We start from the raw sequence: 16,969 nt of genomic DNA, 5'->3' as shown, positions 1-16,969 counted from the left end.
GTCGTCGGATGGTGTCCGTAGGATTGCCGTCGTGAGTGCGCCGGAGGTCGAGACCATTGACGGGAACCTGGGTGATGCCGGAAGTGATCCGGCACACCAGGTTTTGCGGAAGACGTTCGGGTACGACAATTTTCGCGGGCCGCAGCGGGAGATCGTCGAACAGGTGATCTCCGGCGGCGACGCCCTGGTGCTCATGCCCACCGGTGGCGGCAAGTCGCTGTGCTATCAGATCCCGGCGCTGGTGCGCCCGGGCGTCGGCGTGGTGGTCTCGCCGCTCATCGCGCTCATGCAGGACCAGGTCGACGCGCTCACCGCGGTGGGCGTGCGGGCCGGGTTCCTGAACTCCACGCAGTTCCCCGACGAACGGCGCACGGTCGAGGCGCAATTCGTGGCGGGGGAGCTGGACGTGCTCTACCTCGCACCCGAGCGGCTGCGGCTGGAATCCACCGCCCAGCTGCTGGACCGGGGCAAGATCTCGGTCTTCGCCATCGACGAGGCGCACTGTGTGTCGCAGTGGGGCCACGACTTCCGGCCCGACTATCTGGGCCTGTCCATGCTGCACGAACGCTGGCCGGACGTGCCGCGCATCGCGCTCACCGCCACCGCCACCGAGGCCACCCGCAAGGAGATCGCCGAACGGCTGGACCTGCTCGAGGGGCGCGGGGCCAAACACTTCGTGGCCAGCTTCGACCGGCCCAATATCCAGTACCGGATCGAGGGCAAGAACCGGGCCGAGCATCAGCTGCTCTCGTTCATCCAGAACGAGCACGCCGGCGACGCGGGCATCGTCTACTGCCTGTCGCGCAATTCGGTGGAGAAGACCGCGGCGTTCCTGACCGCCAACGGTGTCGAAGCGGTGCCGTACCACGCCGGTCTGGACAACCGGACCCGCGCGACCAACCAGTCGCGGTTCCTGCGCGAGGACGGCCTGGTCGTGGTCGCCACCATCGCCTTCGGCATGGGTATCGACAAGCCGGACGTGCGGTTCGTCGCCCACCTGGACCTGCCCAAATCGGTGGAGGGCTACTACCAGGAGACCGGCCGCGCCGGGCGTGACGGGCAGCCGTCCACCGCGTGGATGGTGTACGGCCTCAGTGACGTTGTGCAGCAACGCAAGATGATCGACTCCTCCGACGGCGACGCCATGCACCGCCGTCAACTGCAACTGCACCTGGAGGCCATGCTCGCGCTGTGCGAGACCGTCCAGTGCCGCCGGGTCCAGCTGCTCGCCTACTTCGGGCAGCAGGGGGAGCGCTGCGGCAACTGCGACACCTGCCTCAACGCGCCCGAGGCGTGGGACGGCACCGTGTCCGCGCAGAAGGTGCTCTCCGCCGTGCTGCGGCTCAAGCGGGAACGCGGGCAGAGCTTCGGCGCGGGGCACATCGTGGACATCCTGATCGGCAAGCGCAATCCCAAGGTGGAGCAGCACGCCCATCACGAGCTGAAGGTCTTCGGCATCGGCACCGAGCTGCGCGATATCGAATGGCGCGGAGTGATCCGCCAGCTGCTGGCGCAGGGGCTGCTCGCCGTACACGGCGACTACGGGGTCCTGACGCTCACCGAATCCAGCAACCAGGTGTTGTTCGAGAAGCGGCAGGTCATGCTGCGGCGCGAGCCCGAACGCAGCAAGGCGGCCCGAACTTCGAAGCCCGCCAAGGGTTCCCGCCTCGCCGCCGGCGACCTCAGCAAGTCCGATACGGACCTGTTCGAGAAGCTGCGGGCGTGGCGTGCGGCCACCGCCAAGGAACAGGGCGTGCCCGCCTACGTCGTCTTCCACGACGCGACATTGCGCGACATCGCCACCCGCAAGCCCGCGACGATGTCCGATCTCGCGAGCATCTCCGGCATCGGTGAGAACAAGCGCGCCAAGTACGGCGAGGGCGTGCTCGAGGTGGTGGCAGGCGATGGTGGCGCGAGCGGCTCTGCCGGTGCCGCACAAGGTGATTCGCCGAGGATCGCCGCCGATGCCTCGGCCGGGGGCGGCGCGACGGGTGCTGTCGCGGATGGTCGTTCCTCGGGCGTGACGGGAACGGCAAGTTCTGCAACGGCTTCCAAGGCGGCGGCAAGCGGTTCGAGGTTCGCCACGGGATCCACGCCGGACACCGGTTCACGGGGCAGCAGTGGCACGCGCCAGGCCGGGGCGGCCACCCGCGGCCCCGCGCAGCGCTCGACCACGCCTGAATCGCGGCGTACGTCCGGCTCCGGTGCGCCGTCCGGCGCGGGTAGGGGCTCGAATCCCGCGCCGTCCGCCTTCGCTCCGGTCGACGACATCCCCTGGCCCGATGAGGCCCCGCCGGACTTCGACGACCTGCCGCCGGACTACTGATCGGGCGGGCGTTCCGATGAGACACGACATGCCGCAGGTCGCGGCAGAGATCCTCGCGCACCTGCGGGCGGCCGGCTTCCCGGCCGAGGGCTCGCAGAACCGGCAAGTGCTCGCCCTGGCCGAGGAGACAGGCGAGTTCGTCGGCGCGTACCGCCGCTGGTCCGGACAGGCCCGCCGCACAGGCACATTCGAGGAGATGCGGGCCGAGCTGGCGGACGTGGTCATCTGCGCGTGGCTGACCGCCGAGGAGCTGGGCATCGATCTCGACGCCGCGATCGCGGACAAGCTCGCGGTGATCTTCGATCGCGGTTGGCGTGACGAGGTCCCGGAGAGCTGATCCCGGGCGGGCCCCGTAGCGCTCCGCAGGCCTGTCAACAGGCGATTTGGTTGCTGGGCGGCGGCACGATAAGCTTTCGGAGCTGCCGCGGTCCACGGATCGCAGCGAGCGACCTGGTCCCGTCGTCTAGCGGCCTAGGACGCCGCCCTCTCAAGGCGGTAGCGCGGGTTCAAATCCCGTCGGGACTACTGTGAAAGGCCCTTCAGTGAAAACTGAAGGGCCTTTTCGCATTTCACGGCCGTTCTTCCCGCCGCCGGAAAATCGTTGGCGCGCATCGCGATGCGCTGGCTACCTTTATCTCGGCCGCTACTCAGGGGCGCACCGGAATCTCCGGACCGCGTTCCCCGCATCGGGGGTGGCTACTCACTGGTGACGCAGATTCCATCTGCCGAGGTTCGACTCCTTGACGTGATGCGCCCTGACCGGTCGTGGGCGGTATCGCGGCTCTGCGAGCTCTCCGTCCCCGGACGGGGGAGGCTCCCGCCGCGTGCCGTGATCGGTCAGGGCGTGTCCGGTCGTGCCCGATGCCAAGCGAGGGAAGGAGATTGGGATGTTCACGAAGACGATGTTCACGAAGACGTATGCGACTGTCATGGATTGGCAGCGCACCCTGCTGTACCGCGACGGTGTCCTGGAGCGGACGCTGGAGCCGGGCCGCCACCGCTACGACGAGAAGCGCTGCAAGCTCGTCACCGTCGATATGCGCCCGCGCATGCTCCAGGTCGTCGGCCAGGAGTTGCTGACCTCGGACGGCCTGTCGCTGCGCGTCAGCTTCGCCGCGGACTGGGCGGTCACCGATCCGGTGGCGTTCACGGTCGCGGCGCAGAGTGCCGAAGTGGTGCTGTACGGCGCGGTCCAGGAGGTCGCGCGCGACCTGGTGGCCGCGCACACCCTCGACGAGCTGGTCGCCGATCGCGCACTGCTCGGTTCCGGGACGGCGACGGTCGCGGCCGCGGTCGAGCGGCTCGGCATCCGGGTCGACGCCGTGCGCGCCAAGGACCTCATGCTCCCGGGCGAGCTCCGCAAGGCCGCCCTCGAGACGGTCCTGGCCCGTGAGCGCGGCCGCGCCGAGCTGGAGCGAGCCCGCGCCGAGGCGGCCGCACTGCGGTCGCTGGCCAACACGGCCAAGCTGCTCGCCGACAACCCCGTCCTGCTGCGCCTGCGCACCCTGCAGGTCGCGGCATCGCCGGGCGCGAAGGTCGTTCTCGACGTGCGTGAGGAAGCCTGACGGTGATTTTGCTTGCATCATGAAATCGAATGCGCTTAAGCTCACTTTCATGATGCAAGCAGAATCGGCGCGCAACTTCACCACCACGTTCTCGGTGGATCGGTCTCCTCAGGAAGCCTTCGAGGGCATCGTCAATGTCCGAGGCTGGTGGTCCGAGGATGCCGAGGGCGTCACCGATCGGGTCGGCGGCGAGTTCGTCCACCGCTATCAGGACGTGCATCGCTGCACGGTCCGCGTCACGGAATTGGTGCCGGGCCGCAGGGTGGCCTGGCTCGTCGTGGACAACTACTTCAATTTCATCGAAGACCAGGCCGAATGGAAAGGCACCGAGATCATCTTCGAGATCACCGAGAAGGGCGGCGGGGCAGAGGTTCACTTCACCCACATCGGCCTGGTGCCGCAGTACGAGTGCTACGACGTGTGCTCGAACGCCTGGGGCGGGTACCTCGGCGGCAGCCTCCGTAACCTGATCAATACCGGTACGGGACAGCCCAACCCGGCAGCGGGCGGCGCCGCCCCGTCCCACCAGGACGCGGCCTCCGAGTTGCGTGCCGAACGCGCACTCGACGGCCGGTCCGGGTAGAGCGGGGGATCAGGCCAGGGCTGTGGTGTGGTTCTGTTCCCACACCTGGATGTGCGGGCCGAACTCGCTGAGGAAGGCCTGCACGTGCGGGGTCGAGCCGTGATCGTCGAGGGCCTGGCGGGAATCCCAGTGCTCGAAGCACAGGAACAGCGACGGGTCGTCGTTGTCGCGGTAGAACTCGTAGGTGTGACAGCCGGGCTCGGCCAGGGTGGGTGCGGTGAGCGTCAGCATGGCCTGCGCGACCTGGTCGGCGGCGGCGGGATCGACCTTGATGCGGATGAAAGCCGTATGCACGGAGGTCCTTTCGAGGAGAGTCGCTGTGAACTGGCTCACGCCAGCACCGGTTTCATGAGTAACACCGGGCCGCCCGGTCCGGACTGGGCGCGTCCCGGCCACCGGAACCCGGCGAGACCATCCGTAAGCTGGTTGGGAATTCCGACCGGCGACGGGACGATAGAGGAGACATGAAGGAAAAGGGGCGCAAGGTCATCGCCAGCAACAAGAAGGCGAGGCACAACTACGCGATCCTCGAGACGTTCGAGGCCGGCGTGGCGCTGGTCGGCACCGAGGTGAAGAGCCTGCGCGAGGGTAAGGCCTCGCTGGTCGATGCCTACGCCTCCATCGACGATGGCGAGGTGTGGCTGCGCGGCCTGCACGTGCCCGAATACGGTCACGGCACCTGGACCAATCACGCCCCGCGTCGCACCCGCAAGTTGCTGCTGCACCGTCGCGAGATCGACAAGCTGCTCGGCAAGACCAAGGAGTCCAGCCTCACCCTGGTCCCGCTGTCCATGTACTTCTCCGACGGCAAGGTCAAGGTCGAACTGGCTCTCGCCAAGGGTAAGCAGGACTACGACAAGCGCCAGGACCTGGCCCGACGCGACGCCGAACGCGAAGTCACCCGCGAACTCGGCCGCCGCATCAAGGGCATGCGCGGCTGACCGATCGGCCCGCGCGTTAATGGAATGAACCAAGGTTTGTGCGGTGTTAGGATAGGTAGCCCGGTGAGAGCCGGGAAGTTCATCTGAATCGGTGAACACAGACGGGGCTGAACGGTTTCGACTGCGTACGTTGATTCAGGGGAAGCGTGTCGGTGCAGGCAGGAGACCACCGTATAAGCGTCGCTGTAACCCTATAAGCGCCGATTCTCATCAGCGCGACTACGCTCTCGCTGCCTAAGCAACGAAGCGTGTCTGTCAGCCCGGGTTCGCCCTCGACCCGGTCCCTGGCATCAGCTAGAGGGCTCTACCGTCCGGCGCGGTCGCGGCGTCGGATGGGACATCCAACAGCGACTGGGATCGTCATCTCGGCTTGTTCGCGTGACCGGGAGATCCGAGCAGAGGCATAGCGAACTGCACACGGAGAAGCCCTGGAGATGCGGCGGAGGACCCGGGTTCGATTCCCGGCAGCTCCACCTCGAGGCTCCCGACCTGATCCCAGGTCGGGAGCCTTTTTCATGCCTCCCTAGCCGCGGCCGAACACCTCATACGTGCCGAGCTCGTGGGTGACCTCCTGACGCCAGGACACGATGCGCCAGCCTTCCGGGCCGCGCCGCACCGTGGCGTGATACCAGCCGAACACCTCGTATTGCAGATCCGGCCGCCCCTGTCCGATGTGGTGAACCCGCATTTTGGCTGTCACAGTACCTGTTTCGCCGTCGATGGCGGCCGACTCGTTGCCCATGAGGTGCTGCGTCGGCCCGCAGCCGTCGAGATACCCGCGAATCATCCCGGCCAGATTGTCTCGGCCCGAGACGATCTCACTACCCGCGTAATCGGCCGAGACATCCGGGCTGAACACGGTATCCAGCGCTGCCCAGTCCCGCCGGTCCAGGGCGTCCGCGTATCGGTGCAGTAGTCCGATGACTTCTGTCGCATCACTCATCCGCCGGACGCTAGCCGCACCCACCACGCCCGCCCGGCTCCGTCCTGATCATCGGGATACGGAGCTACTTCGACGACCGGCTCTGAGTGCAGCGCACTCGCTGTGCAAGGTCAGCGAAATCGACTGTGCGCGTGGTATCGACGACGATCACGGGAGTCAGTCCCAGCGGGGCAGCCTTCGTGGCCCAGTCATCCCAGTTCTCGGACAAGCTCAGCAGGTCCTGGTGAACAGCCGCACGCTGTCTCGACGCGTACCGAGCTCTGGCGATCTCCGGAGGAACATCGCACCAGATCTCCACCACCCTGCGTACACCGGACCTTTCGATCCCCGACCTCGCGAAGCCCAGATCGCGCGGCCTGAACCACCACGAATCGATCACCACGTCGGTTGATGACTCTCTCGCCAGCGCCCACACCGTGTCCATAGCGATCCCACCAAGCTTCGCCCCGCCGACAGCTCCGCCCGTACTTTCCGCCAGCCCTTCTTTGACGATGTCCTTGGATAGGAACGAGGCATTCAGATTGAGCGCCAGTTCGGCGCCCAAGGTTGTCTTCCCCGAGCCTGGAAGTCCGTTGACCAGCACCAGAAGTCGGTTCACGGCGGTGCGCTCCATGTCAGTAGACGTGTCAGGTTGTTGTCAGGGCGCTGTCAGTCTGCCCGGCGAAAGTGTGTCCATCGAACAGAACGACCGGGACCGAACCGGTTGGGATCACCAGAGATTCGAAGGAGAACACGACATGTCCATCACCCTGACCGACCAGGACAAGAGCACCATCCGCACCGCCGCCTACGGCGCGGTCGCGCTGCTCTCCGCCGCCGGGGCGCCGCACAAGGGCAGCAGCCAGGGCTCGATTGCCCTCACCTCGGCGACAGGGGTGGTCGGGCATGTGCTGTCCACCCGGGCCCGTGACATCCACCTGGACGGCAAGAACGTTGCCGAGCTGGCTGATCAGGTGCTGTCCGCGCTGACGGCGGCGATCACGTTGCTCGGTGCGCAGGATCCGGTCGAGGCCGCCAACTTCCGTGCCACCGTGTTGGTCGCGGTCGAGGCCACCGCGCAGGCCAAGGGCGATCCGGGCCCGGCGGTGACCGCCATGGCCGGCAAGATCGCCGTTGCTCTCGACGCCGTGTAACCCACAGCCCCCTATGTTCGGCCAGGCCACGCCGACCTCATTCGGTCGGAAGTGGTTGCCGGACAGTTGAATACCGAGTCATTCGGCGTCACCCAAATCGTCTACGACGTCGTGCGCTGAACGAGGTCCCCTCACCATGGGTGAGGGGACCTTTTCGTGTTCGAGTGGCGGCGTTCGATTCCTGTGTTCGATGTGCCCGAATGTTTCGAAACATCGCAATTCGCAGGTCATTTCGTATATCTCATCGTTCACGGCTGCGAAACGCCCGGATGACGACGTGGATACCGGCCCATCCAATTCTGTAGGCCGCGTGTCCGGATGAGAAGAGTTGAGCTTGGTCGTCTATCTACTGCGCCGCTTGCTGCAGGCGGTGATCACGGTGTTCGTGGTGGTTTCGCTGGCCTTCGCGCTCGGACGGCTGACCGGTAGCCCGGCGGCCACCCTGCTGCCGGAGACGGCGAGCGAGGCCGATATCGCGGCGCTCGACGCGAAGCTGGGGTTCGACAAGCCACCGCTCACCCAGTACGTCGACTATCTGCGCGGAGTAATCGCCGGGGATTTCGGCGATTCCTACCGGCAGCAGGGCACCTCGTCGATGGCGATCGTCGGAGAGCGGCTGCCGGCCTCGCTGCAGCTCGGGACGGCCGGATTCGTGCTCGGAATCCTGCTCGCCTTCCTCGCGGTGCTCACGGTGCATCTGACCGGAATCCGGTCACTGCGCGGCGTACTGCTCGCGCTTGGTGCGGCGCGACTCGCGGTGCCGGACTTCTTGTTCGGTCTGCTGTTGGTGCTGATGTTCTCGGTGACCCTGGGTTGGCTGCCGTCGCTGGCTAGCGCGAATCCGCTGTCCATCGTGATGCCGGCGGTCACCATCGCGACCGCGCAGTTCGTCGTGTACGCCCGGCTGCTCGACAATTCGCTGACCACCGAGAGCGCACAGGACTATGTGCGCACCGCGTATGCCCGCGGCGAGCGCCGCTCGACCGTGGTGCTGCGCGAAGTGCTGCCGAACGCGCTCCTACCGGTCCTCACGGTTTCGGGCATCAATTTCGGCACGCTGCTGGGCGGGCTGGTGATCGTTGAAAGCGTTTTCGCCTGGCCGGGTCTGGGCCAGTTGATGCTCACCTCGGTGTTCAGCCGGGACTTTCCGGTCGTGCAGTCCGGGCTGGTCGTCATCGCGACCATCTTCGTCGTCGTCAATCTCGCCGTCGACATCCTGTACGGCTTCGTCGATCCGAGAGCGAGAGTCCGATGATCAGAACCGCCTTCGCCCGCATCAGGTCCGCTCGCGATATCGCCGCATTGCTCGGCGTCGCCATGGTTCTCCTGGTCGTGCTGTTCTCGCTGCTGTATCCCCTCACCGACGGTTACAGTCCGTACTCGCAGGAGTTGGCTGACGCGTTCACGCGGCCGTTCACCACGGCGCGGTATCCGCTCGGCACCGACTCGCTGGGCCGCGATCTGGCCAGCCGCCTGGCGCTGGCGGGCCGGATCACCCTGGGCCTGGTCGTGGTCATCGTGGTGGTCAACTCGGTCATCGGCGTCATCATCGGCACCGTCTCGGGCTATTTCCGCGGCGCCCTGGACAGCCTGCTGATGGGGTATGCCGATGTGCAGCTCGCGGTTCCGATGAGCCTGGTCATCATGGCGCTGTCCGCGGTGCGCGGACCGAGTGTCGGGCTCATGGCCACGATTCTGGGACTCACCTTCTGGGTGGGGTACGCCCGGGTCGGCCGTTCGGTGGCGCTGGGTCTGTCCACGCGCGACTTCGTCATCGCGCCGCGGCTGCTGGGAGCCAGTTCGATCTGGGTGATGCGCAAGCACATCGTGCCGCACGTGCTCGTGCCGGTGGGCATTCTGGCGGCCGCCGATCTGGGGAACGTCATGATCATGATCTCGTCGTTCGACTATCTCGGGCTCGGTGTTCAACCACCCACTCCCAGTTGGGGACTGATGATCACCGACGGGCAGAAATATGTGCGCCAAGCGCCGTTCCTCACGCTGGTCCCAGCGGTCGCGCTGCTGCTCGTCATTGCCGGAACCCTGCTGATCAGTCAGCGATTCACCGGCGAGGGCCTTGGATCGCGCCGGGCGACGGGCGCTCGCGCGCCGTTCCGGAAGGCGGTGACGGCATGAGCGGCGACCGATCCCACGACCGTGTCCCACTGCTCGAGGTCACCGACCTCACCATCGGCTACTTCACCGCGTCCGGTGAACGGGTAGTGCTCGTCGACTCGGTCTGCCTTCGCCTCGAAGCGGGAGAAGTGCTCTGTCTCGTAGGCGAATCCGGCTCCGGTAAGTCGGTGACCATGCTCGCCGTGCTGGGTCTGCTCACCCCGCCGCTGACGATCTTCTCCGGCAGCGTGAAGTTCCGCGGGCGCGAGCTGGTCGGGGCGGACGAGGCCACGATGCGGCGGCTGCGCGGGGCGGAATTGGGGATGGTGTTCCAGGATCCGATGACCTCGCTCAATCCGGTGCGGCGGGTCGGGACGCAAATCGAGCGGGCGCTCGCGATCCATCAGCGTCTCGATGCCAGGGCCCGCCGCCGACGAGTCGTCGAACTGCTGGGCGAAGTGGGTATCCCGCAGCCCGAGCAGCGCTCCCGCGCCTATCCGCACGAGTGGTCGGGCGGCATGCGGCAGCGCGCGGTCATCGCCATGGCGATGGCGAACGATCCGGCGGTGCTCATCGCCGACGAGCCGACCACGGCCCTGGACGTGACCATTCAGGCCCAGCTGATGGATGTGCTGGCGACCGCCCGGGCACGCGGTGGCGCGGGCATGGTGCTCATCACCCACGACCTCGGACTCGTCGCCCAGCACGCCGATCGCGTGGCGATCATGTACGCGGGCCGGGTCGTCGAGACGGGCACGGTGTGGCAGGTGTTCGACGACGCCACCCACCCGTACACCCGCGGACTACAGCGAAGTCTGCTCGGCGAGGCGCGGGCCGAGGCGCAAGGCCGCGCCTACGCCATCCCGGGATCGCCGCCCGCTCCGACCGATCGGCCGCCGGGCTGCCGGTTCGCCCCACGCTGCGAATTCCCGGGCAAGAACGGCGAATGCGAGACGGCCACACCGGTGCTCGCCCAGTTGAGCGCTGATCACGCCATCGCCTGCCCGCCCGCTCACGCCCTCGCCGGACAGGAGGCCTCGTCATGAATCCGACAGCTGTTCCCGAAGCGGTCATCCGGGTCGAAGACCTCGCGGTGAGTTTCGATATCCGTCGAGGACTGCGCCGATCACGGACACTGCGCGCACTCGACGGGATCACCTTCGAGGTCCGGCGCGGCGAAACCTTCGGTCTGGTTGGCGAATCCGGAGGCGGCAAATCCACGCTGGTGCGCACCCTGTTCGGGATCAACACCCCGACCGCGGGGCGCGTCTGGATTCTCGGGCGTGACCTGAGGACCCTGACGCCACGGGCGCGGCGGGCACTGCGGAACCGGGTGCAACTGGTCTTCCAGGACCCGTACTCCTCGCTCGACCCGCGCATGACCGCGCACGACATCGTGGCCGAACCCCTGCGCATCGTTGGCGGATACACCCGGGAGCGGGTCGTGGAGCTCCTGGACCAGGTCGGCCTCACCGCGGACGCGCTGCCGCGTCGCCCCGCCGAATTCTCCGGCGGGCAACGGCAACGCCTCGGTATCGCACGCGCGCTCGCACTGGAACCGGAGGTGCTCGTGCTCGACGAACCGGTCTCCGCGCTCGACGCCTCGGTGCAGGCGCAGGTGATCAATCTGCTGCAGGACCTGCAGGAGCGGCTCGGACTCTCCTATCTGTTCATCGCGCACGACCTTTCGGTGGTGCGGCACATGGCGGACAGGGTCGGGGTGCTGCATCTGGGAAAGCTGGTCGAAATCGGCGAGACCGAAGCGGTTTTCACCGATCCCGGCCATCCCTATACCCGCGCGTTGATCGCCTCCGCGCCCATCCCCGATCCCCATCGGCGCGGCCGTGATGCCGCGGTACTCGTGCGTGGCGAGATGCCCGATGCCTCGAATCCACCGAGCGGGTGCACCTTCCGCACCCGATGCCCCGACACGAGAGACGACTGCGCCGAACGCGAACCCCCGCTCATACCGCTCGACCCGGCCGACGCGCTCGATCTGATCGGCCGCACGGGTCACTCGGTCGCCTGCCATTACCCCGCGTTGCCGACCCGGCCTCCGAAATCCCTTTCCCTCCTCAGTGATTAGGAACATTTGTGAGATACAAGATCCCCGCCGCCATGGCCGCGCTGACCGTCCTGGCCGCCTCCGTGGCACTGACCGGCTGTGCTCCCGCCGGTAGCTCCGGCACCTCGGGCAACGCGATCGTGGTGGGTGCGGTCGCCGAGCCCGAGCATGTTCCCGACCCGATCGTCGACGGCTCGCTGGCGGGCTACAACTACTACTTCGCCGCCTTCGACCAGCTGGCCCGCTTCGACGAGGACGGCAAGCTCACCCCGTTGCTCGCCACCAGCTGGGAGCCGAACGCCGACTTCACGAAGTGGACGTTCACGATTCGCGACAACGCCAAGTTCCACAATGGTGAGCCGGTGAAGCCGTCCGATATCGCCTTCACCTACAACACGATCAAGGCGACGCCGTCCGGCGACCCGGCCTCCTACATGGAGATGTTCGAATCCGCGGCGGTGGGCCCGCAGAACACGGTGGTGTTCACCCTGAACGCCTCGTACTCGGCGTGGCCGAGCATCGTCACCGGCGTCTCGATCGTGCCCGAAAGCGTGTACACGAAACTGGGTTCCGCCGGTTTCGCCGCCGCGCCGGTCGGCTCGGGTCCGTTCCAATTCGATCACTACACCCGCGGCGTCGAGTACGTGGTCAAACGCAATCCGAACTACTGGGGAGCGGCGCCGGCAGTCGACAAGGTGACCTTCAAGACGGTGGGCGACGCCGATGCCCGCCTCAACGGGGTCCAGTCCGGAAGCCTGGACGTGGCACTGATGGCACCGAATCAGGTTTCCGCACTGACAGGTTCGTCGAATGTCACCGTCAAGTCCAAGGTGTCCAATGGCGTCACCTTCCTGGGCATGAATTCGACGGGCGGACCGCTGGCGAATGAGAAGGTGCGCCAGGCCATCTCGGTGGCGATCGATCGCGAGAGCATCGTGAAGAACGTGCTCGCCGGGAAGGCGACCGTCGACAATCAGCTCATCGCCGCGAATGTGGGCGGCTACGATCCGACCTACCCACGCGCCGTCTATGACCCGGCCAAGGCCAAGCAGCTGGTCGCCGAGTCCGGCTACACCGGTCAGGAGATCCCGTTCCAGTACGCCACCAACGGCCGCATCCCGCTGAGTTCCGAAATCGCGCAGGCGATTCAGGGTGACCTCGCCAAGGTCGGCATCAAGGTCGCGTTGCAGGGCACCGATCAGGGCAGCTTCTCACAGATCATCTACGGGACGAAGACCGCGAAGGGCCTGTACCTGAACACCTACGCGCCCTCGACGCTGGACGGTGACGCACCGGTGTCCTCCATGTTCGGCGGCCAGCAGAACGACTACGCCATGGTGCCCGCCACCGCCGCGCTGGTCGCCAAGACACGGACGGTCAGTGGCCCGGCCCGGATCAACGCCTATCGAGAGCTGTTCCAGTTCAACGATGCTCGGGCCTTGCTCATCGGTCTGTACACGCCCGACACGAACTACGCGGTGAACCCCAAGCTGAATTGGACGCCGCGGGCCGACGGCATGATCACCGCGCACACCGCGACCTTCAGGAACGCCGCATGAACGACCTGGTCATCGGCAACGTTCACCCGTGGGGCGGGAAGCCGGTCGAGCTGGTCATCGAAAACGGGGTAGTGGCCAAGGTTTCCGAGGCGACGACAGTAATACCGGTCGCCCCTGCGACTCCCTCCGGTAGCTACCTCGACGGCGGCGGCCGGCTCATCCTGCCCGCGCTCTCCGATGTCCACCTGCACCTGGACTCCAGCTGTCTCGGCCTCCCCGTCCGCCCCTACACGGGTGGGCGCGGGCGCTGGGGCCGGATCATGAACGATCGGGAGCACTGGCGATCGGCGGAACGCACTGTCACAGAACGGGCGTCGTTCACCCTCGCCGTGGCTGTTGCCAATGGCGCGACCCGTATCCGCACCCATGCTCAGGTGGACGCCGACTCCCGGTTGGACAAGCTCGAGGGCGTGCTGGCGGCGCGGGAACGGTATGCCGATGTCGCCGACGTGCAGATCGTCGCCTTCCCCCAGGTCGGGATCCTGCGCGAACCCGGCGTCGTGGATCTGCTCGACGCGGCGCTGCGCGCGGGCGCGGACCTCATCGGCGGCATCGACCCGTGCGAGATCGACCGGGACCCGGTGCGGCACCTCGATGCCGTCTTCCTGCTCGCCGAACGGCATCAGGTCGGCGTCGACATCCACCTGCACGAGGCCGGTGAGCTGGGCCTGTTCACCCTGTCGCTGATCCTCGAACGGGTCGAGGCGCTCGGCATGCGAGGGCAGGTGACGATCTCGCATGCCCGGTGTCTCGCGAGCGGGCTGCCCGGCGTCGCCGAGGCGATCGCCCGCCTCGCGGCGAACGAGGTGGCGATCACGCACGCCGCGGGCGGAAACGGCTGGGAGCTGCCGCTGCTCGAATTGGCGGCCGCGGGTGTGCGAGTCGGGGTCGGCATGGACGGTCAGCGCGACTTCTGGTCCCCGTACGGCAACGGCGACATGCTCGATCGGGCCTGGCAACTCGCCTTCACCAACGGGTTCTCCAGCGATGCGGAGATCGAGCACGCGCTCGCCATCGCCACCTGGGGCGGTGCGGGCGTGATCGATCGCCGCCTGAGCGTGCTGGATCGGCTCGGGCTGCACCCCGGGTTCGAGGCTGGCGATCCCGCCGAATTCCTGCTGGTCGATGCGCCCAGCCCGACCGACACCGTGATGGATCGGCCCGCTCGCCGGACGGTCGTGCATCGCGGGGCGGTCATCGACGTCGACACTGCCCTCGAGGGTTTCGAGTGGCCCGGCGGGACGGGGAGGTGAGCGTGCGTCGCGCCATCCGGGCAGCGCATGTGCTCGCCTATTCGGGGGACGGGCATGTGCTGCTGGACCATGCGGAGGTCGTGGTCGACGGGACGCGCATCCTCGCCGTCGGGCCGCACGGCGCGGCGGCGGTGGACGACGTGGTCGACCTGGGCGAGGCCCTGTTGACGCCGGGATTCATCGATCTCGACGCGCTGACCGATATCGACCACGCCCTGATCGACTCCTGGCAGCCACCCGAACTTGGACTCGGTCTGCAATGGTCCCGCGACTACGCCGAACAGCGACGGCGAGCCGTATTCGACAGCGCGGAAAGGGCTTTCATCCGCGAATACGGGTTCGTCCAACTGCTGCTGCACGGCGTGACCACCGCCATGCCCATCGCCTCGGAGGTGCACAGCGACTGGGCGGAGACGTTCGAGGACGCGGTGGCCATGGCCGAGACCGCCGAGCGGCTCGGACTGCGGGTCTACCTCGGGCCGAGCTACCGGTCCGGAGTGAACGTGGTGGATGACGACGGCACTCGCTCGCTGTATTGGAACGAGGCGCTGGGTCTCGAAGGATTCGACGGGGCCGAGCGGTTCCTCGCGTGGGCCCGGAACAACACCTCCGATCTCGTTCACGGCGTCCTATTGCCCTGCCGCATAGAGACACTCAGCGAAGATCTGCTGCGGCGGACCGCGAAGCTGGCTGCCGAAGCCGGGGTGCTGGTCCGACTGCATGCGCTGCAGGGGCTCACCGAACGCAGTCTCGTGCTGGAGAAGTTCGGTGCGCCGCCGCTGCGGGTCTTGGAGCGCACAGGTCTGCTCGGCCCGAAACTGCTGCTGCCGCACGGGATCTACGTCGACTCGCATCCGCTCGTCGGTGTCGGCACCGATATCGACGTCGCGACGCTGGCCGCCGCGGGCGTCACGATCGTGCACTGCCCGCTCACCTCGGCCCGCTACGGCGCGGCCCTGGACAGTTTCGAGCGCTATCGGGCGGCCGGAGTCGGTCTCGCGCTCGGCACCGACTCCTTTCCGCCCGATCTGATCCGGGGTATCGACACCGGAGTCAATATCGCCAAGGTCGCCGCGCACCGCCTCGACGCGGCCGGCTACGGCGACTATCTGACCGCCGCGACGCTGGGCGGGGCTGCGGCCCTCGGACGCCCCGACCTCGGTCGAATCGCGGCGGGCGCCACCGCTGATCTGGTCGCCTTCCGGCTCGGCGATATCCGTGACGGCGTCCTCGACGATCCGATCCGCACCATCTGCATGAACAGCACGGCCCGCGCGGCGACCTTCTCGATGATCGCCGGGCGCATCGTCATGCGAGACGGCGACGTGCCCGGCATCGACCTGCCCGCCATGGCCCGCCGCGCCCAATCCCTGTTCGACCGCATGCGCCAGGCATACTCCGACAGGGACTATCTGCGACGCGACCCCGACGACCTCTTCCCCCCGTCCTTCCCCCGAACGCGATCCACCGCCTGAGCGAAAACGGTCAGGCGCTGAGGTCGACTTCGGTGCCGATGCCGTTGGCTCGGGCCTTGTCGATGAGCAGGCGGGCGGTGGCCAGGTCCTGGAGGCCGATGCCAACGGAGTTGTAGAGGGTGATGTCGGTGTCGGCGGTGCGGCCGGGGGAGGTTCCGGTGATGACGTCGCCGAGTTCGGTGGTGACCGCGGAGTCGGGGATCGCGCCCTCGGCGATGGCGAGGAGGGTGTCGCCGGATTTGGTGAGGGTGGTGGCGATCGAGTCGACTATGACGCGGGAGCGGCGCATGGCCTCGCCGTCGATCTCGCGGTGGTCGTTGCGTGGCGGCGCGCCTACCGCGTTGACGTGGAGGCCGGGGGTGAACCACGCGCCGTGCACGATCGGGTCGCGGGACGGGGTCAGGGTGCAGAGGATATCCGCGGCCCTGGTGACTGCCTCGGGGGAGTCGAGGGCCTCGATGGTGAGGTCGAGATCGGCTACGGCGGTGCGGAATTCGCTGACGGTGGCGGCGGTGCGGGACCAGACGTAGACGGTGTCGAGGTTGCGGACGCGGGCGATCGCGCGGGTGTGCTCGACGGCCAGGTTGCCCGCGCCGATCAGGCCGAGGGTCGAACTGGCCTGGCGGGCCAGGTATTTCGTCGCGACCGCGGTGGCGGCCGCGGTGCGTACGGCAGTGACCAGCCGGCCGTCGATGAGGGCCTCGCAGCCGCCGTGCTCGGCCGAGGTCACCACGATCACCGAGCGCTGCACCGGAAGCCCGCGGGCCCGGTTGTCCGGCAGATCGGCCAGCAGTTTCACGGCGGCCGCGTTCGCGGATTCGGCGGCGGCGGCCATCGGGATGAAGGCGGCCCGGCCCAAGGACATGGCGGGTGGGGCGGGGACTACCGCGGTGCCGCGGGCGAGGTCGGCGTGTGCGCGTTCCACCGCCGCGAGCACCTCGCCGCGGTCGAGCACGGCGCGCACATCGGAATGCGACAGGATCAGAGTCAACGGTGCTCCTCGAGAACGTT

16 protein-coding genes, 1 tRNA gene, 1 other RNA gene and 1 pseudogene are annotated in these 16,969 nt (G+C 67.3%); 15 read left to right on the top strand and 4 right to left on the bottom strand.

Translation table 11 applies throughout. The features are described 5' to 3' along the window. Window positions 1-55: 55 nt before the first annotated feature. From recQ to ACQP06_RS27705, 5 genes and pseudogenes are all read left to right on the top strand, one after another. Window positions 56-1,900 (top strand): annotated as a pseudogene (recQ, locus tag ACQP06_RS27725) (DNA helicase RecQ); the annotation flags it as partial. A gap of 442 nt (window positions 1,901-2,342) precedes the next feature. Further along, complete coding sequence (locus ACQP06_RS27720; protein WP_433667444.1) at window positions 2,343-2,663, top strand: MazG nucleotide pyrophosphohydrolase domain-containing protein; 321 nt, start codon at window positions 2,343-2,345, stop codon at window positions 2,661-2,663. Between the two features lie 115 nt (window positions 2,664-2,778). Continuing rightward, window positions 2,779-2,851, top strand: a tRNA-Glu gene (locus ACQP06_RS27715). A gap of 362 nt (window positions 2,852-3,213) precedes the next feature. Then, on the top strand, window positions 3,214-3,891 hold the full coding sequence (locus ACQP06_RS27710) for a slipin family protein (RefSeq protein ID WP_433667442.1): 678 nt from the start codon (window positions 3,214-3,216) through the stop codon (window positions 3,889-3,891). Between the two features lie 49 nt (window positions 3,892-3,940). After that, on the top strand, window positions 3,941-4,474 hold the full coding sequence (locus ACQP06_RS27705) for an SRPBCC family protein (RefSeq protein ID WP_433667440.1): 534 nt from the start codon (window positions 3,941-3,943) through the stop codon (window positions 4,472-4,474). A 9-nt stretch (window positions 4,475-4,483) separates the two neighbouring features. On the opposite strand, the gene ACQP06_RS27700 is transcribed toward ACQP06_RS27705, so the two are convergent. Then, window positions 4,484-4,768: a putative quinol monooxygenase gene (locus ACQP06_RS27700; RefSeq protein WP_357086616.1), complete on the bottom strand. Its 285-nt coding sequence runs from the start codon at window positions 4,766-4,768 to the stop codon at window positions 4,484-4,486. A 170-nt stretch (window positions 4,769-4,938) separates the two neighbouring features. On the opposite strand from ACQP06_RS27700, the gene smpB reads away from it, so the two are divergent. Further along, a complete protein-coding gene (gene smpB / locus ACQP06_RS27695; RefSeq protein ID WP_040860814.1) occupies window positions 4,939-5,415 on the top strand; it encodes an SsrA-binding protein SmpB in 477 nt (158 codons plus the stop codon). Between the two features lie 103 nt (window positions 5,416-5,518). Continuing rightward, window positions 5,519-5,891, top strand: a transfer-messenger RNA (tmRNA) gene (ssrA, locus tag ACQP06_RS27690). A 47-nt stretch (window positions 5,892-5,938) separates the two neighbouring features. On the opposite strand, the gene ACQP06_RS27685 is transcribed toward ssrA, so the two are convergent. Both ACQP06_RS27685 and ACQP06_RS27680 read right to left on the bottom strand, forming a co-directional pair. After that, window positions 5,939-6,358 carry a nuclear transport factor 2 family protein gene (locus ACQP06_RS27685; RefSeq protein ID WP_433667438.1) on the bottom strand — a complete coding sequence of 140 codons (420 nt, stop codon included), beginning with the start codon at window positions 6,356-6,358 and terminating at the stop codon, window positions 5,939-5,941. A gap of 64 nt (window positions 6,359-6,422) precedes the next feature. Further along, complete coding sequence (locus ACQP06_RS27680; RefSeq protein ID WP_433667436.1) at window positions 6,423-6,971, bottom strand: AAA family ATPase; 549 nt, start codon at window positions 6,969-6,971, stop codon at window positions 6,423-6,425. Between the two features lie 124 nt (window positions 6,972-7,095). Between ACQP06_RS27680 and ACQP06_RS27675 the strand changes: the two genes are divergently transcribed. The 8 genes from ACQP06_RS27675 to ACQP06_RS27640 all read left to right on the top strand — a co-directional run bounded on the left by ACQP06_RS27675 (window position 7,096) and on the right by ACQP06_RS27640 (window position 15,958). Further along, entirely contained in the window at window positions 7,096-7,491 is a 396-nt protein-coding gene (locus tag ACQP06_RS27675; protein WP_433667434.1) for a hypothetical protein, read from the top strand. 328 nt (window positions 7,492-7,819) lie between these two features. Further along, the gene (locus ACQP06_RS27670) at window positions 7,820-8,746 is read left to right on the top strand and encodes an ABC transporter permease (RefSeq protein WP_433667432.1); all 927 of its coding nucleotides are present in this window, start codon (window positions 7,820-7,822) and stop codon (window positions 8,744-8,746) included. Continuing rightward, the gene (locus ACQP06_RS27665; RefSeq protein ID WP_433667430.1) at window positions 8,743-9,627 is read left to right on the top strand and encodes an ABC transporter permease; all 885 of its coding nucleotides are present in this window, start codon (window positions 8,743-8,745) and stop codon (window positions 9,625-9,627) included. Before ACQP06_RS27670 ends, ACQP06_RS27665 begins: the two co-directional genes overlap by 4 nt. Then, a complete protein-coding gene (locus ACQP06_RS27660; protein WP_433667429.1) occupies window positions 9,624-10,652 on the top strand; it encodes an ABC transporter ATP-binding protein in 1,029 nt (342 codons plus the stop codon). The genes ACQP06_RS27665 and ACQP06_RS27660 overlap by 4 nt, the downstream gene beginning before the upstream one ends. After that, window positions 10,649-11,692 (top strand): ABC transporter ATP-binding protein, encoded by a 1,044-nt coding sequence (locus ACQP06_RS27655; protein WP_433667427.1) that lies wholly within the window; start codon window positions 10,649-10,651, stop codon window positions 11,690-11,692. The genes ACQP06_RS27660 and ACQP06_RS27655 overlap by 4 nt, the downstream gene beginning before the upstream one ends. A gap of 8 nt (window positions 11,693-11,700) precedes the next feature. Beyond that, window positions 11,701-13,230, top strand: a complete 1,530-nt coding sequence (locus ACQP06_RS27650) for an ABC transporter substrate-binding protein (protein WP_433667425.1) — start codon at window positions 11,701-11,703, stop codon at window positions 13,228-13,230. Then, window positions 13,227-14,483: an amidohydrolase family protein gene (locus tag ACQP06_RS27645; protein ID WP_433667423.1), complete on the top strand. Its 1,257-nt coding sequence runs from the start codon at window positions 13,227-13,229 to the stop codon at window positions 14,481-14,483. Before ACQP06_RS27650 ends, ACQP06_RS27645 begins: the two co-directional genes overlap by 4 nt. Before the next feature lie 2 nt (window positions 14,484-14,485). Continuing rightward, window positions 14,486-15,958, top strand: a complete 1,473-nt coding sequence (locus tag ACQP06_RS27640; protein ID WP_433667421.1) for a chlorohydrolase family protein — start codon at window positions 14,486-14,488, stop codon at window positions 15,956-15,958. Window positions 15,959-15,968: 10 nt separating this feature from the next. Here ACQP06_RS27640 and ACQP06_RS27635 read toward each other — a convergent pair whose 3' ends face one another. Continuing rightward, window positions 15,969-16,949, bottom strand: a complete 981-nt coding sequence (locus ACQP06_RS27635) for an ornithine cyclodeaminase family protein (protein WP_433667419.1) — start codon at window positions 16,947-16,949, stop codon at window positions 15,969-15,971. Between the last annotated feature and the right edge of the window lie 20 nt (window positions 16,950-16,969).

It is taken from the genome of Nocardia sp. CA-136227, assembly GCF_050955695.1.
Lineage (GTDB): Bacteria > Actinomycetota > Actinomycetes > Mycobacteriales > Mycobacteriaceae > Nocardia.
Note: the sequence above shows the minus strand (reverse complement) of the source record. Positions and strands in the feature narration are given on the sequence as shown.

Excerpts from the sequence above, each read along its gene's own strand:
- smpB (WP_040860814.1), top strand. The coding sequence starts at position 4,939 with ATGAAGGAAAAGGGGCGCAAGGTCATCGCCAGCAACAAGAAGGCGAGG.
- ACQP06_RS27665 (WP_433667430.1), top strand. The coding sequence starts at position 8,743 with ATGATCAGAACCGCCTTCGCCCGCATCAGGTCCGCTCGCGATATCGCC.
- ACQP06_RS27685 (WP_433667438.1), bottom strand. The coding sequence starts at position 6,358 with ATGAGTGATGCGACAGAAGTCATCGGACTACTGCACCGATACGCGGAC.
- ACQP06_RS27645 (WP_433667423.1), top strand. The coding sequence starts at position 13,227 with ATGAACGACCTGGTCATCGGCAACGTTCACCCGTGGGGCGGGAAGCCG.
- ACQP06_RS27705 (WP_433667440.1), top strand. The coding sequence starts at position 3,941 with ATGATGCAAGCAGAATCGGCGCGCAACTTCACCACCACGTTCTCGGTG.
- ACQP06_RS27680 (WP_433667436.1), bottom strand. The coding sequence starts at position 6,971 with ATGGAGCGCACCGCCGTGAACCGACTTCTGGTGCTGGTCAACGGACTT.
- ACQP06_RS27655 (WP_433667427.1), top strand. The coding sequence starts at position 10,649 with ATGAATCCGACAGCTGTTCCCGAAGCGGTCATCCGGGTCGAAGACCTC.
- ACQP06_RS27720 (WP_433667444.1), top strand. The coding sequence starts at position 2,343 with ATGAGACACGACATGCCGCAGGTCGCGGCAGAGATCCTCGCGCACCTG.
- ACQP06_RS27675 (WP_433667434.1), top strand. The coding sequence starts at position 7,096 with ATGTCCATCACCCTGACCGACCAGGACAAGAGCACCATCCGCACCGCC.
- ACQP06_RS27660 (WP_433667429.1), top strand. The coding sequence starts at position 9,624 with ATGAGCGGCGACCGATCCCACGACCGTGTCCCACTGCTCGAGGTCACC.
- ACQP06_RS27710 (WP_433667442.1), top strand. The coding sequence starts at position 3,214 with ATGTTCACGAAGACGATGTTCACGAAGACGTATGCGACTGTCATGGAT.